Annotated in this window: 24 protein-coding genes; 21 read left to right on the top strand and 3 right to left on the bottom strand. The window is 27.1% G+C overall.

Annotated elements, in window-relative coordinates; translation table 11 throughout:
- Window positions 1-164 precede the first annotated feature (164 nt).
- From wecB to CHF27_RS12575, 4 genes are all read left to right on the top strand, one after another.
- Window positions 165-875 carry a non-hydrolyzing UDP-N-acetylglucosamine 2-epimerase gene (wecB, locus tag CHF27_RS12590; protein ID WP_115976264.1) on the top strand — a complete coding sequence of 237 codons (711 nt, stop codon included), beginning with the start codon at window positions 165-167 and terminating at the stop codon, window positions 873-875.
- Window positions 876-1,037: 162 nt separating this feature from the next.
- Window positions 1,038-1,685, top strand: a complete 648-nt coding sequence (locus CHF27_RS12585; protein ID WP_095405408.1) for an FMN-dependent NADH-azoreductase — start codon at window positions 1,038-1,040, stop codon at window positions 1,683-1,685.
- 160 nt (window positions 1,686-1,845) lie between these two features.
- Entirely contained in the window at window positions 1,846-2,052 is a 207-nt protein-coding gene (locus tag CHF27_RS12580; RefSeq protein WP_095405409.1) for a DUF362 domain-containing protein, read from the top strand.
- The gene (locus tag CHF27_RS12575) at window positions 2,053-2,631 is read left to right on the top strand and encodes a 4Fe-4S binding protein (protein WP_095405410.1); all 579 of its coding nucleotides are present in this window, start codon (window positions 2,053-2,055) and stop codon (window positions 2,629-2,631) included.
- A gap of 111 nt (window positions 2,632-2,742) precedes the next feature.
- Here CHF27_RS12575 and CHF27_RS12570 read toward each other — a convergent pair whose 3' ends face one another.
- Window positions 2,743-3,423: a site-specific integrase gene (locus CHF27_RS12570; protein WP_095405411.1), complete on the bottom strand. Its 681-nt coding sequence runs from the start codon at window positions 3,421-3,423 to the stop codon at window positions 2,743-2,745.
- Between CHF27_RS12570 and CHF27_RS12565 the strand changes: the two genes are divergently transcribed.
- The 16 genes from CHF27_RS12565 to CHF27_RS12505 all read left to right on the top strand — a co-directional run bounded on the left by CHF27_RS12565 (window position 3,414) and on the right by CHF27_RS12505 (window position 12,171).
- The gene (locus CHF27_RS12565) at window positions 3,414-3,737 is read left to right on the top strand and encodes a hypothetical protein (RefSeq protein WP_095405412.1); all 324 of its coding nucleotides are present in this window, start codon (window positions 3,414-3,416) and stop codon (window positions 3,735-3,737) included. The genes CHF27_RS12570 and CHF27_RS12565 overlap by 10 nt on opposite strands.
- 78 nt (window positions 3,738-3,815) lie before the next feature.
- Entirely contained in the window at window positions 3,816-3,995 is a 180-nt protein-coding gene (locus CHF27_RS12560; protein WP_095405413.1) for a hypothetical protein, read from the top strand.
- A 12-nt stretch (window positions 3,996-4,007) separates the two neighbouring features.
- Complete coding sequence (locus CHF27_RS14505) at window positions 4,008-4,103, top strand: DUF1653 domain-containing protein (RefSeq protein ID WP_147294090.1); 96 nt, start codon at window positions 4,008-4,010, stop codon at window positions 4,101-4,103.
- Window positions 4,104-4,268: a hypothetical protein gene (locus CHF27_RS14280; protein WP_158534768.1), complete on the top strand. Its 165-nt coding sequence runs from the start codon at window positions 4,104-4,106 to the stop codon at window positions 4,266-4,268.
- Complete coding sequence (locus CHF27_RS12555) at window positions 4,261-4,542, top strand: DUF1064 domain-containing protein (RefSeq protein WP_095405414.1); 282 nt, start codon at window positions 4,261-4,263, stop codon at window positions 4,540-4,542. The genes CHF27_RS14280 and CHF27_RS12555 overlap by 8 nt, the downstream gene beginning before the upstream one ends.
- A gap of 23 nt (window positions 4,543-4,565) precedes the next feature.
- A complete protein-coding gene (locus CHF27_RS12550) occupies window positions 4,566-4,892 on the top strand; it encodes a hypothetical protein (RefSeq protein WP_095405415.1) in 327 nt (108 codons plus the stop codon).
- 248 nt (window positions 4,893-5,140) lie between these two features.
- Entirely contained in the window at window positions 5,141-5,902 is a 762-nt protein-coding gene (locus CHF27_RS12545; protein ID WP_095405416.1) for an ABC-three component system protein, read from the top strand.
- Window positions 5,902-6,135, top strand: a complete 234-nt coding sequence (locus CHF27_RS12540; RefSeq protein ID WP_095405417.1) for an ABC-three component system middle component 7 — start codon at window positions 5,902-5,904, stop codon at window positions 6,133-6,135. Before CHF27_RS12545 ends, CHF27_RS12540 begins: the two co-directional genes overlap by 1 nt.
- Window positions 6,119-7,729, top strand: a complete 1,611-nt coding sequence (locus CHF27_RS12535; RefSeq protein WP_095405418.1) for a DUF2326 domain-containing protein — start codon at window positions 6,119-6,121, stop codon at window positions 7,727-7,729. The genes CHF27_RS12540 and CHF27_RS12535 overlap by 17 nt, the downstream gene beginning before the upstream one ends.
- Window positions 7,730-7,870: 141 nt before the next feature.
- Window positions 7,871-8,014, top strand: a complete 144-nt coding sequence (locus tag CHF27_RS14275) for a hypothetical protein (protein WP_158534767.1) — start codon at window positions 7,871-7,873, stop codon at window positions 8,012-8,014.
- Between the two features lie 30 nt (window positions 8,015-8,044).
- On the top strand, window positions 8,045-8,767 hold the full coding sequence (locus tag CHF27_RS12530) for a hypothetical protein (RefSeq protein ID WP_095405419.1): 723 nt from the start codon (window positions 8,045-8,047) through the stop codon (window positions 8,765-8,767).
- A 60-nt stretch (window positions 8,768-8,827) separates the two neighbouring features.
- On the top strand, window positions 8,828-9,598 hold the full coding sequence (gene terS, locus CHF27_RS12525; protein WP_095405420.1) for a phage terminase small subunit: 771 nt from the start codon (window positions 8,828-8,830) through the stop codon (window positions 9,596-9,598).
- Entirely contained in the window at window positions 9,585-10,769 is a 1,185-nt protein-coding gene (locus tag CHF27_RS12520; RefSeq protein WP_330409801.1) for a PBSX family phage terminase large subunit, read from the top strand. Before terS ends, CHF27_RS12520 begins: the two co-directional genes overlap by 14 nt.
- Before the next feature lie 103 nt (window positions 10,770-10,872).
- Complete coding sequence (locus CHF27_RS12515) at window positions 10,873-11,688, top strand: phage portal protein (RefSeq protein ID WP_095405421.1); 816 nt, start codon at window positions 10,873-10,875, stop codon at window positions 11,686-11,688.
- The gene (locus CHF27_RS12510; RefSeq protein ID WP_199533672.1) at window positions 11,678-11,950 is read left to right on the top strand and encodes a polymorphic toxin type 50 domain-containing protein; all 273 of its coding nucleotides are present in this window, start codon (window positions 11,678-11,680) and stop codon (window positions 11,948-11,950) included. Before CHF27_RS12515 ends, CHF27_RS12510 begins: the two co-directional genes overlap by 11 nt.
- Window positions 11,947-12,171: a hypothetical protein gene (locus tag CHF27_RS12505; protein WP_243445012.1), complete on the top strand. Its 225-nt coding sequence runs from the start codon at window positions 11,947-11,949 to the stop codon at window positions 12,169-12,171. The genes CHF27_RS12510 and CHF27_RS12505 overlap by 4 nt, the downstream gene beginning before the upstream one ends.
- A 158-nt stretch (window positions 12,172-12,329) precedes the next feature.
- Here CHF27_RS12505 and CHF27_RS12500 read toward each other — a convergent pair whose 3' ends face one another.
- Window positions 12,330-12,974 (bottom strand): hypothetical protein, encoded by a 645-nt coding sequence (locus tag CHF27_RS12500; protein WP_095405423.1) that lies wholly within the window; start codon window positions 12,972-12,974, stop codon window positions 12,330-12,332.
- A gap of 211 nt (window positions 12,975-13,185) precedes the next feature.
- Here CHF27_RS12500 and CHF27_RS12495 point away from each other — a divergent pair, with 211 nt between their 5' ends.
- Window positions 13,186-14,109 carry an Ltp family lipoprotein gene (locus tag CHF27_RS12495; protein WP_115976261.1) on the top strand — a complete coding sequence of 308 codons (924 nt, stop codon included), beginning with the start codon at window positions 13,186-13,188 and terminating at the stop codon, window positions 14,107-14,109.
- A gap of 92 nt (window positions 14,110-14,201) precedes the next feature.
- On the opposite strand, the gene CHF27_RS12490 is transcribed toward CHF27_RS12495, so the two are convergent.
- On the bottom strand, window positions 14,202-14,302 hold a 101-nt coding region (locus CHF27_RS12490), incomplete at its 5' end, for an IS3 family transposase (protein WP_147294082.1).

The following is a 14,302-nucleotide window of genomic DNA, read 5'->3' as shown; positions in this document are numbered from 1 at the left end:
AATGGTGAAGGTGAAGAAATAGTCTTTGCACGTCTTGAAAGAGAGTGGCTATTATCGTGAGAAAAATAGCATCTACAAAGTAGCGTTTGTAGGTAAAAAGTATAAACTCTATAAAAAAAATAAATACTTTATAAATTTTAATGTCTATGCTAAATTAATACAAAATAAATTATAGAGTTTATACGTCAGATGTTATAACAGATATGTACTTTGCACCAACAAATATATCGAAAGAGAATCTTATAAAAGAAGGAAAGGATATTAAAAAAATATATGTAACAGGAAATACAGCTATAGATGCATTAAAAACAACTGTAAAGGAAGATTATAAAAATGATTTATTAGATAGTTTAGGAAATGATAGATTAATATTATTAACGGCTCATAGAAGAGAAAATTTAGGAAATAACATGAAAAATATGTTTAGAGCTATAAAAAAAATAGTAGATGAATTTAAAGATGTACAAGTTATTTATCCTATTCATTTGAATCCATTAGTGAGAAAAGTAGCTAAGGAAGTATTTAATGATAGCAAGAAAATCCATTTAATAGAGCCTTTGGAAGTTATTGATTTTCATAATTTTTTAAATAAATCATATATAGTAATGACGGATAGTGGAGGGATACAAGAAGAAGCACCTTCTTTAGGAAAGCCAGTATTAGTTTTAAGGGACACAACGGAAAGACCTGAAGGCATTAAAGCAGGAACATTAAAATTAGCTGGAGTTGAAGAAGAAAATATATATAAATTAACAAAGGAATTATTGATAAATAAAGATACATATAATACTATGTCACAATCATCAAACCCTTATGGAGATGGATTAGCTAGTAAATATATAGTTGATTCTATTATTGAGAAATTTAAAAATTAAATATAAGTAAAAATAAGTCATAAGTTTGTACTGAACCCCAATCGTTGGACCAAAAATCTAATGATTGGGGTGTTTTTATATGAAAGTATTTAAAATTCAAGAATAAAACATTTTAATATGATAGATAATAAGATAATAAAAATGTAGTATAGGAGCAAAAACATGAAAAAACTATTGTATATAAGTGTAAATTCAAAGCCAGAAAATCTATCTACGAGTAAAACTGTAGCTAGAAAATTTATAAATAAATTTTTAGAGAGAAATAATGATTTTAAGGTAGAGGAAGTTGATTTATACAAAGAACATATACCGAGATTAGAATATCAGTATTTTGAAAAAAGAAATTGTTTAATAAAAGAAGATGCAGCTAAACAATTAGATGATAAAGATAGAAAAGAAATAGAAAAAATAAGACAACTTTGTGACCAATTTATTGATGCAAATGTTTGTGTGATAGCTGCACCTATGTGGAGTTTATCATTTCCAGCACCATTAAAGGAATATATAGATTGTATAATACAAGATCAAAAAACAGTAACATTTGAAGATAATAAGCCTAAAGGTTTATTAAATGATATTGATAGGACAGTAGTTTACATACAATCTTCAGGTGGTAACATACCTTGGATTTTGAAACCTGTAATGAATAAAGGTGTTAACTATATAGAAAATATAATGAAATTTATTGGTATTAAAAAGTTTGAAGAATTGTTAGTAGATGGTACAGGAACAACTGAAAATGAAAGACAAGAAGCGATAGCAAAAGCTAGCGAAAAAATAGATGAGGTAATAGACTCTATGAAATTTTAAATTATTTATTGAAGGTAAAGAAAAGGAGCTGTTTAAAAATAAAACAGTTCCTTTTTTATTAAAATTTAATATATAGTTTGTGATAAAGTCACGGAAAAAATAATTGAAAAATAATATTATATTAATATAAATGCTAAAGTTTATTTTTAAGGAGGACGTTATGAGTAATTTAAAAATTAGAAAAAAAGCAATAATAGATAAATCAAAATGTGTTGCATGCGGAAGTTGTATAAAAGTATGCCCATTAGGACTTATAAGTATTGAAAATGGTATATTTGCTAAAATAGATACAGATAGATGTGTAGGCTGTGGAAAATGTAAAAAAACTTGTCCAGCTAGTGTAATAGAAATAAAGGAGGTCGTATAAATGAAAAAGAAAAAGAGTCTATTTGACTATATGTATATAGTTAGTGCCTTGTATTTAGTATTAGGTTTCTTTAATATATTATTTGCATGGTTAGGCATGATATGTTTTTTAGTTCCCTTGATGATGTCTATATTTGGAGGTAAAAAGGGATACTGTAATAAGTATTGTGGAAGAGGTCAATTATTTGACTTATTAGGCAATAAGTTTAAATTATCAAGATATAAAGACATACCAAATTGGTTGAAAAGCAAAGCTTTTAGATATGGATTTTTAATATTTTTTATGACTATGTTTGCTAACATGATTTTTAGCACATATTTAGTATTTAAAGGTACAAGTAGTTTAAAAGAAGTAGTTACATTACTTTGGACATTTAAATTACCATGGAATTGGGTAAATGTGAGTATGGTAACTCCTTGGGTAGCACAATTTGCTTTTGGATTTTATAGTGTAATGTTAACATCTACATTATTAGGACTTATAACAATGATGTTATATAAGCCACGTTCATGGTGTGTTTATTGTCCTATGGGAACCATGACTCAAGGTATATGTCAAATTAAATATAAGAACAAATAAGTATATTACAGGTATTCAGAAGAGTCAGTTGGAAATAAATGGTATATATCCAACTGACTTTTTACTGACTTTTTACTGACTTTTTAAGTTTTACTGACTTTTTACTGACTATTATTTAAACATTATACTTGAAATATTTTCGCTTGCTTTTTTATCCATTTCTTCTAAAACGTGGGAATACCTATTCATAGTTATTTTAATATCTTTATGACCTAATCTAGTAGATACAGTTTTCATATCAGTGCCAGCAAGTATAAGCATAGTTGCATGAGTATGTCTTAAATCATGTAATCTTATTCTTCTCATGTTATTCTTGTCTAAAAATCTATACCAGGATCTAATTAAATTTTTTTCAAAATAAGGGGTTAGAACTGTATTGAGACAAACTATTTCTTCATATTCAAGAATATTTTCAAGTTTATATATATTGTGTTGTTTTTTCCTTTTTTTTAATTTTAACATTAATTCCGTAGGTGCAATTATCGTTCTAACAGATCCTTCTGTTTTAGGCTTTTTAAACATAATACCTTGTCCATTTATATAAACTAAAATTTGATTAATAGAAATGGTATTATTCTTAAAATTAATAGCTTTCCATCTTAAGCCGCATACTTCTCCTGTCCTTAATCCCATAGTTAGCATTAGTAGTATAGGCAATTCTATTTGTTCCCCATCTAATTGTTCTATAATTAGTTTAACTTCTTCTCTAGTATAAACATCAGCTACCTGCTTATCTTCAACTAAAGATTTTGGAGTTTTTATAAAGTCAACAGGATTATCCATTGAATTCATATCATGATCTGACAGTAGGAATAGTTGAATTTGATGATGGAACGATAGGAAAAGTAAATCCTACTGATATCGAATTTATAAGTACAACACATAACGAATATACATATGAATTGGAAAAATCAAAAGAAGAAAAAGAAGTTATTTGTAAATGTGTAGATAAAGGAATGGATGTTAGTGGAGAGTATGATATTAAATCAAACATGCACTGTCCTAATTGCAATGAGGTAGTTGGTGATTATGAATGTGGTGAGTTATATTTTAAATATTGTCCTGAATGTGGTCAAAAATTAAAATATACGGAAGCTGAAGAATAGGCAATAAAAACATATTTTTTGAGAACAGACTACGGCTAGTCTATTCTCATATGAAAATCATTAGTGAGGGGGTTGAGTATGGAAGAAAACTTAATATACTGCGATAAATGCAACAAAAATATGGGAGATGGATATGAGCTACATGACGGATTATATTATTACTGTTCTGATGAATGTTTATTTTCAGAAATAGATAAAGAAGAGTATTTAGAAATAGATAAAGAAGGATTTGCATTTTGGACTACTTTTGAAGAATAGGAGATTGATGTTATGGATAGAGAAATAAAAGCTGGACAAGTATATAGAAACTTCAAAGGAAACAGATACCATGTAATAGGAATAGGAGCTCATGAAGATACAGAATAGGTGATGGTTATTTGTTTTGAAATAGAAACAGGGGATAGATTAATAATTAACGGTAAGGTACATTCCATACCATATGTAGACTTCATAAGCAAAGTAGACAAAGAAAAATATCCTAACTTAAAACAAGAATATGTATTTGAACTAGTGGAGGGGCAATATGATTAAATATAAAAATAATAAAGTAACTATAGATGGAATTACATTTGATTCAAAGATGGAAGTAATATATTACTGGGGTTGTACGGTTGAATATATAGATGTAAAAGGAATGGAGACACAGCAAGGGGTTTTGAGACGTAAACTCTTTGATTATCTTAATACTAATTTACCATTAAGAGAGGTAACTAAGAGTATAAAATACGGACAAGATGGATGGATAGATAGTGATGATTTGAAGAAAAAAAGAAGAGATACAAAGAAATTAAAGGCTAATATATAAAAATAAAATCAGGGGTGAGATATATGAGTAATGAGGAATTACAAAAGAATTGTTTTAGATTTACAGAAAAATTACTTTATGATTATGAGCAAATAGAAAGCCATATAGATACATTGGAGGATATTAGAAATACAATAAAATCAGGAGGCTATCAAGTTATGAGAGCTATTACATATGATAGTGATAAAATTTCTCCTACTTTTAAGATAAATAATTTTGAAGTGGATGGAGTAATAAAAGTAGTTAAAGTAGTTCAAGAAATAGAATTAGAAATATATAGTCAGAAAGCGTTAAAAAAGCAATTAGATAGAGCAATAAATAATTTAAGCCCTATACATAGGGATATATAATTCATTATAGATATGGAGAAGGCTTACAATGGTTAGAGATAGTAGGTAAGATACCGTATGATGAAAATTGAGAACTAAAAAGAATCAAGCAGTAAGGAGTATATCGATAGCTTTGTTTAGAAGTAAAGTTTTTAAAGAAGAGGATGAAAACTTATTTAATTTATTAGATATATAATAATTTTGAATAAAATGTAAAAATATAGTAATCTATAAATAAAGATAAAAATTTTTATTTATGGAGAAGTATTATGTCTAATGGGAATAAAAGGGAAAATATAAGCGATAATAGAAAAATGCTATTACACACAGAGGCTGACGGAATATGTCCTAAGTGTGCGAAAAGTTTAACTTACACAAGTGGTAAAAAAGTTATGAAAAAATTTGAGATAGCTCACATTTATCCACTAAATCCAACTAAAGATGAAGAAAAAATTTTAAGTGGAGTGGAACTACTTAGTGAGGATAGAAATGACGATAAAAACCTAATAGCATTGTGTCCAGAGTGTCATACCATATTTGATAAACCAAGAACTGTAGAGGGATATAATGAGATGGTTAGAATAAAGAAATCTTTAATGGTAAAAGATTTCTTTAGAAACAGCTTACATGAAAATAATATAGAAGATAATATAAAAAAGATAATAGATATGTTAATGGAAGAGGATATAGATGATGATTTTGAAGAAAAATACCAAGCCAAAAAGGTTGATGATAAATTAAATGATACTATAAGTAAGTTAACTAAAAGGAGTATTAAAAGTAACGTGAGACTATATTACCTTATTATACAAGATAAATTTAGACAATTAGATGAAGAAAGTGATAATACATTTAAAATCATAGCTAATCAAATTAATACATACTATTTAAAAATATCAAGAGTATCTAAGTCTCAAGAAGAGATATTTAAGTATTTGTCAAATTGGTTAAATAATAAAACTAATAACTATTCATCTGAAGCATGTGATATATTAATATCTTTTTTTATTCAAAACTGCGAGGTGTTTTAATGATTATTCCGAATAAAGTAGTGAGTTACAAGGAATCTATAATATTTAAGATGTTAAAGATTATAAGTCTAAAATCTGAAAGACGTATATCAATTAATGATTTATATAAGAAAGTAAGTAAATTTTACGACAGTATAGATGAATTTATTTATTCGTTAGATACTTTGTATTTATTAAATTGTATTGATGTAGATTTTGACAAAGGAGAAGTTATTTATGCTAATAGAGATTAAAAGTAATATATTTAGAAAAGAAAAGATAGAGTTTCATAAAGGATTAAATATAATATTAGGAGATGATGAAGCTTCAAATTCTATAGGTAAATCAACAGCCTTAATGGTTATAGACTTTGCATTTGGAGGGAATACATATATAAAGCATCATAAAGATGTAGTTAAAAATATGGGAGATCATGAAATATTATTCTGCTTCAACTTTGATGGAGACGATTATAAATTTAAAAGAACTACATTTGACTATGAAAATGTTATTAAATGTGATAACAACTACGAAGAAAAATGTAAAATTAAGTTAAGTGAATTTAATGAATTTTTACAAAAAAAATACCGTGTGAAATATGAAAATACTACTTTTAGAGGTTTAGTTTCTTTATATTCGAGAATATGGGGAAAAGAAAATTATAATATAAAAAAACCTTTAGATATAGTACCAAAGTCTAAAGATAAGGATATGATTATTAGCTTGATTAAACTATATAACCAATATAGCAAAATAAGTGGTGTAGATAAGACACTCAAACAATATGAAGATAAAAAACGTACAATAGATAAAGGAATGAAGCTTAATTATATACCAAAGATAAATAAAACTAAATATACAAAAAATACCACAGCTATAGACTTATTAAACGATGAAATTATATCTATAAAGAATAATTTAGGCATACTATGTGACAATCCAATAGAGATGAGTAACAAGGAATTGCTAGAATTAAACAAAGAAAAGACAATTATTTCGAATCGTAAATCAAAGTATATTAGTAAACTAAATCTAGTACAATTTAATATAAGTAAAAGAAAAAAAATAAGTAAAGGCAAGTTTAAAGATTTAATTCAAATATTTCCTTATGTAAATCTTAATAGATTAGAAGAAATTGAAAATTTTCATTCTAATATTATTAAATACTTAGATGAAGAAGTGAAAGAGGAAGAAATGAAACTAAATTCTAATATAGATATTTTAAATCAAAGAATATCTGAAATAGATAGTAAAATATCAAATATATTAAAAGTAAATGATGCTCCTAAACTAATTGTTGATAAAATTGTAGACTCAACAACAAAATTAAACACTTTAGAGAAAGAGAATAAGTTTTTTAAGCTAAGGGAGGAAATTAAAAATAATATTGATACCGAAAAAAGCAATCTAGAAATAATTACAAGTGAAGTATTGTCTAATATTGAAATCAGTATAAATAATAAAATTAAAAGTATATATGAAAATTTGGAAATTGATGTGGTTAATGCACCTAGAATTGGGTTAGAAATAAATAGTTATGATTTCAATGTAATAGATAACACGGGGACGGGATATGCCTATACAAGTATGATAGCTCTAGATCTTGCTATATTTGAAATCACTAAACTTCCTTTTATAATACATGATACTATGCTATTTAAAAATATTGAAAATAAGACTATGGAAAATTTAATAGATATATATCATACATATCAAGATAGACAAGTTTTTATAGCTATAGATGAATCTAATAAATATGGAAGCGAAACAAAATCTTTAATCAAGTTAGATAAAGTTATTGAATTAGATAAAGAGAGTACGTTATTTAAAAAAGTATGGAACAGATAAGTAAATTCCGTTTTATTCCCGATATTACATAAAAACATATGAGATAATAGTAGTATAGAAAAATATATAAATTCTCAATACCCCTAAAAATGACTAGGTATTCCCCTACCTAGTCTAATTTTATGTTTAAATGGTGATTATATGAAAAAATGGGTAGATGCAAATAAAGTAATTAAAATGGTACATGAAGTACCAGAAAAATTACAAAATTATGATAGGGAAATGAAGAAGAAATCTAATTTTGATAAAATGAAGAAAAAAGAAGGAAAACCTCTTAAAAAGTAGAAAGTTATATTTTGGAGGTGAATATTAAAAATGACTAGAGAAGATTTAAAACAATTAGATTCAAAGTTATTAGGAGAAGAATATTTTAATAAGATTTTCAATGATAGATGTCAACAACTAGATGTTTTCTTTAACAGGATGTTTGATATGCATTATATATTCGCAGGAGCAAACTTCAATCTTGCAAAAGCAGCAAATGAAGATATAAATATAGATGAGTGGGAAACAGATAATCCAGAAGTTTTAAAATTATTTTTAAGAACTGAATACTTAAAAAGCTGTATTCTATCTTATAATTCTATAGAAGACTATATAATGAAAGTTGTTGTATTTTCATATAATCTAAAAGGAAAAAGAATTACTAGCAGAAAAGATTTTATACAAAAGTGCAAGAATATGTATTATCAAGACGTATTATCACTTATAAAAAGGATTAAATCTAATAAAAAAATAAAAAAAGTTATTCAAGATTATCATAAAAATAATGATGTAAAGAAATTAAGAGGGCTAGCTAATCAAATTAAGCATAATAATAATATTAGGTTCAATGGATTTCCTAAGCCTAGTTATATAAGATATAGAAATAAAACAAAAATAGCATACGATTCAAATTGGACAGAACCATATTCTGAAGATATAGATGATATAGTGAATATGTGTTATAGATTAAATGATATAATAAAAAAATACATTGAAGATGTATATGATATAGTGTCTGAAAAATATAATTTTGAAAAAATACATAATAATTAGAAGAACTCTCTCGTAGGGTTCTTTTTAGTTTCCAAAACGACGAATAAGCGAGGTGGTGATATGGCTAGGGTAAGAAGTCCAAACAGAGATAAAGCATTTGAAATATACAAAGAGCATAACGGGAATATTGATTTAGTTGAGATTGCTAAGCTTTTAAATATATCACCAGGGACAATTAGAGGATGGAAAAATAAAGATACCTGGGAAGATAAAATAAATGGAACGTTCCGTAAAAATAAGGAACGTTCTGAAAAGAAAAAAGGTGGGCATGTAGGAAATAAAAATGCTACTGGTCCGCCTGGTAATAAACATGCAGTTACTACAGGAGAGTTTGAAAGTATATTCTTTGATACATTAGAAGAAGATGAATTAAAATTAGCCAAAAGTATTACATTTGAAAAGATGAAATTACTAGAGCAAGAGATACAGCTTCTCACAGTAAGAGAAAGAAGAATGTTAAAAAGAATAGAAGACTCAAAAGAAAAAGAAATGACATTAGTTAGTAGCAAAAGTGGTATTGAAAAAGGCATGGACACAGATATAAGTGAATTTGAGGGAACTTTAGGACAGATACAAAATATAGAAGATGCATTAACTAGAGTGCAAGATAAGAAGCAAAAGGCTATAGATTCATTGCATAAGTATGAAATGGATGAATTGAAAGCAAATATGGATAAAGAAAAATTAGAACTTGATAAATACAAAACTCTAGGAGATGAAGAAGGCGATAATAATGATGCTATACAGAACTTCTTAAAAGCAACATCAATGAGCAAAGAAGATATAAAAGCACTGTTTGATGATGAAGGTGATGAAAATGGCACTACTTAGACGGAAGAAGAAACAAAAAGAAAGTAAGAAATTTGAGTTTAAACCTTTTTCAAGAAAACAACTTAAGCTTCTTAATTGGTGGAGAAAAGGTTCTAAATACGAAACTTACGATATAGTTATAGCAGATGGAGCCATAAGAAGTGGAAAAACAATATCTATGCTATGTAGCTTTCTTCAATTTACACAGAGTAAGTTTAATGGAGAAAACTTTATAATAGCCGGGAAGACAATAGGTTCATTAAAAAAGAATGTTATAGAACCTATGAAACAGATATTAAATGCATGGGGATGGAAATTTGAATATAATAGGTCAGAAAATTATTTAATTATAGGAAGTAATACGTATTATATGTATGATGCTAATAATGAAGCTTCTCAAGACAGACTTCAAGGTTTAACTGCTGCGGGAGCATTAGCAGATGAAGTTGCATTATTTCCACAGAACTTTATAGATCAGATGATAGGTAGATGTTCAGTTGATGGAGCTAAAATATTTATGAACTGTAACCCTGCTGGACCATATCACTATATAAAAACTGAATTTATAGATAAGGCAAAAGAAAAATTAATTTGCTATCTGCATTTTACTATGGATGATAATTTATCATTATCTGAAAAAGTAAAAGAAAGATTTAGACGTATGTTTAGTGGGGTTTTCTACAAAAGATATATATTAGGCCTATGGTGTCAAGCTGAGGGTGTTATATATGATATGTTTGATGAAGCTAAGCATAAAGTTAAAAGTATATTAAGGAATTATATAGAACATTATGTATCTATTGACTATGGTACTCAAAATGCTACTGTATTTATTCTTTGGGGAAAATGCAAGGGTATTTGGTATGCTATTAAAGAGTATTACTATAGCGGTAGAGATACAGGAAAGCAAAAGACAGATAATCAATATTACAATGATTTAGTTGAATTTTTAGGAGAAATAATTCCTAAAGCTATAATAATAGACCCTTCTGCGGCATCTTTTATAACTTTAATAAAAGATAATAAAAAATATAAAGTAAAAAAAGCTAAGAATGATGTAATGGAAGGAATAAGAAATACAGGAACTGCTTTAAATAATAGTTTAATGATTGTTGTATCAATACATTTAAGGAGTTCTTTTCTTATGTTTGGGATGAAAAAGCTATCCAAAGAGGAGAAGATAAACCAGTAAAGGTTATGGATCATGCCATGGATGCTATTAGATATTTTGTAAATACAATATTGTTTAAATCTAGTGGTATAAGAATACTTACACCAGAAGGTAGGGTATAAATATGGAATTAGAAGTTATTAAAAAATTAATACAGAACTCAGAATTACAGCATAATAAATTTGTAAAAAAGGTAAAAATAGCAGAAAGATATTATAAGACTGATAATGATATAAAATATAATAAAAGTCCTAGTAATAATCAGATTGATAACACTGATAATCCTCTAAGAAATGCAGATAATAGGATACCTTTTGACTGGTATAAATTCTTAGTAAATCAAAAGACTAGTTATGCACTTACATATCCACCTATATTTGATGTATTTAATGATAAAATAAATGAACAAATATCAGCGGTACTAGGAGATTCTTACCCTAAAGAAGCTAAGACATTATGTAAAAATGCTAGTAATTGCGGTGTAGCTTGGTTACATGTCTGGCTAGATGAAAAAAATGAATTTCAATATTCTAATGTAGATCCTAAACAAGTTATACCAATTTATTCATCTGATTTAAAAAGAAAGCTTATAGCAGTTTTAAGAACATATGATAAAGTGGATGAAGAAGGTAAAGATTATGCAGTTTATGAATATTGGACAGATAAAGAAGTTTATGCATTTAGTAATAAGAAAGATATAAGTGTTTCAACAGGTTTAACTCAATTTAATATGTTTACTCAAACTGATTTAGACACTGGAGAAGTTGAAAAATTAAATGTAATATCACATAATTTTGGAGAAGTACCTTTTATAGAATTTGATAATAATGATTTAAAAACATCTGATTTAGATAATGTTAAACCTCTTATTGATGTATATGATAAAGTGTTCAAAAGATATATTAATAGGAAAACAGGGAAAGCATATATTGGGACATAATAATTATATTGAAGGAAGAAGTTATATAACTATATCAGAAAAAGAAGCTCAAGAATTAGTCAACAAATATGCAGGTACTGGGGAACTACTATTTGCAAGTGATGGAAAGTGGAGAAATCAGGAGATAGTTAGAACTGATAGAGTTATAGGATATAATGTTAGTGATATAGATGGTCCTAAAGTAAAAACAAAGAACTTTAAAATTCACTATTCTAAGAAAGGAACACACATTGTACCTAAGAAAGGAGTGATGAATAAATGAATTTAGTTGAAGAACTAAGAGGGATAATGAAATCTAAAAATTTAGACAGGGAGTTGAAATTAAAAGTAACTTGTACGAATGGTAAAATAATTGAAGGAACATATGAAAGTTACACTCAAGCATTAGATAATGAGCCAGAGATTGCAAGTATAGGAATAAAAACAAAGGATATAAATTATGAGCTTTACGAAAATGAAATAGAATCTTTAGAAGTTATATAAGAGCACTTACTAAGTTAAAGAGTAGGTGCTTTTATTATGCAATTAAGTTTATTTAAATTTGATATATGGATATAATTCAAATATGTAAATCATATTTTTATTTATATATTCAATATCTTCCTTATAGAAGCTAGTACGAGCGGATGTACTAGCTTGTTTTATTCTTCTACTAAATCATGTTGCCATACTTTTTCAGCTAATCCTTTAAATAATGTTCCTTCCATGCTATCCCAATTAACTTTAGAAATATTATTTCTTGTATAATCAAATAACATCACTTTACTCTCTTCTTCATTACCAAATTTATCAACTAAATCAGCAACACACATAAATCTATATAATTGAATTTCTCCTGGATATTTTTCTTCTATCGATTTAATTATTTTACAAGCATCATCATAAGCCATATAATCGAATAGAGTTCCTCCAAATTTCATTTTAATTATTAAATTTATATTAGTATCATTTTCGCCAAGAGCATATGTTACATCTAACATTTTCAAATGTCCTTTATATTCAGTTACCATATTTTTAATATCAGTTTCTTTGTCTACTTTAGCACTCACTTGAGTTGATTCTTCATTTAATTGTTTTTCATCGAAACATCCTGCTGAATATAGAACTCCAATCATCGCTATTGATAAAACACAACCAGTAACTATTTTTATTATTTTATTTTCCTTAAATCCATTTACTATAAATTCTACTCCAAATGCAATTAATGTAAATGGAAATGCTAATATTGCTATTATCCCAACTAATATTTTCATTCTCTTATTTAATTTTTTAAATTTTTCAAACACTAAAAATTCCCCCCTTTTGGTTTTACTCTACTTAATTTAAATTGTAACATATTGTAAAATAATTTAAACTTAAAAACCTATATAATCAATTTATTAAATAAAACTAATAAATTTCAGAATAGTTTTATTACTCATATATCACAAATTTTGACAAAAAATAACATTAAAATTATGTATAATTGTAATTACGAATATTAAAGGGGGATGAAAAATGAAAATAAATAAAAAAATAACAAGCTTAACTTTAGCAATGGTTATATCTATGCTTGGATATGGTTATTCGAATGCAGATACAAATGAGGTGGGTGTAGAATATAAACAATTACCAATTAGAAGTGAATCAGAAGTAAAAACTAAATGGGTAATGGAAAATGGAAGCTGGTATTACTACATAAATGGTAACAAAAAAACTGGTTGGATAGAAGATTCAAATAAATGGTTCTACTTAGATCAATCAGGAAAGATGCAAACAGGCTGGAAGCAAATCAATAGAGCGTGGTATTATTTAAGTGAAAATGGAGTAATGCAAACAGGCTGGAAACAAATACAAGGAAATTGGTATTATTTTAAAACTAATGGAATAATGTCAACAGGATGGCAAGAAATAGGAGAATATTGGTATTATTTTAATCTAGGCGGAACTATGGGAACAGGATGGACACAAACAGGTGGAAATTGGTATTATTTAAATAACAGTGGTTCTATGACAACTGGATGGATGAAAATAAGCAATAAATGGTATTACTTCTATAACGGTGGAACAATGGCTACAAATACAACTATAAATGGTTGGAGAATAGATAGTAGTGGAGTAGGAACAAAAGTAGAAATTGTTACAGCAGAATATAAATCAGCATTGAAAAAAGCAAAAATGTATAGTGACATTATGGCTATGTCTAAGCTAGGATTATATGATCAGTTAACATCAGAGTATGGGGAGGAATTTTCACCAGAAGCGGCTCAATATGCAATAGATAATGTAAAAGCTAATTGGAAAGTTAATGCATTAAAAAAAGCTAAGACATATCAAGAAAGCATGGCAATGTCTCCAAGTGCAATCTACGATCAATTAACATCAGAGTATGGGGAGCAATTTTCACCAGAAGAAGCACAATATGCTGTAGATAATCTGTAATAATATATTGATTTATAAATAAAAAGATAGCTAGTAAAGAGCAGAATTAATAAAATGGATCCTTTGTCAAGGACATTAAAAAAAGAGGGTCATTAAGAAACTTTTAAAAGCTGATTCCTATATTGTGTAGGAGTCAGTTTTTTTAAGTTCCACTGACATCGGTCATTATTATAATAATCCATATAGTCATCTA

It is taken from the genome of Romboutsia maritimum (genome assembly GCF_002251085.2).
Lineage (GTDB): Bacteria > Bacillota > Clostridia > Peptostreptococcales > Peptostreptococcaceae > Romboutsia_B > Romboutsia_B maritimum.
Note: the sequence above shows the minus strand (reverse complement) of the source record. Positions and strands in the feature narration are given on the sequence as shown.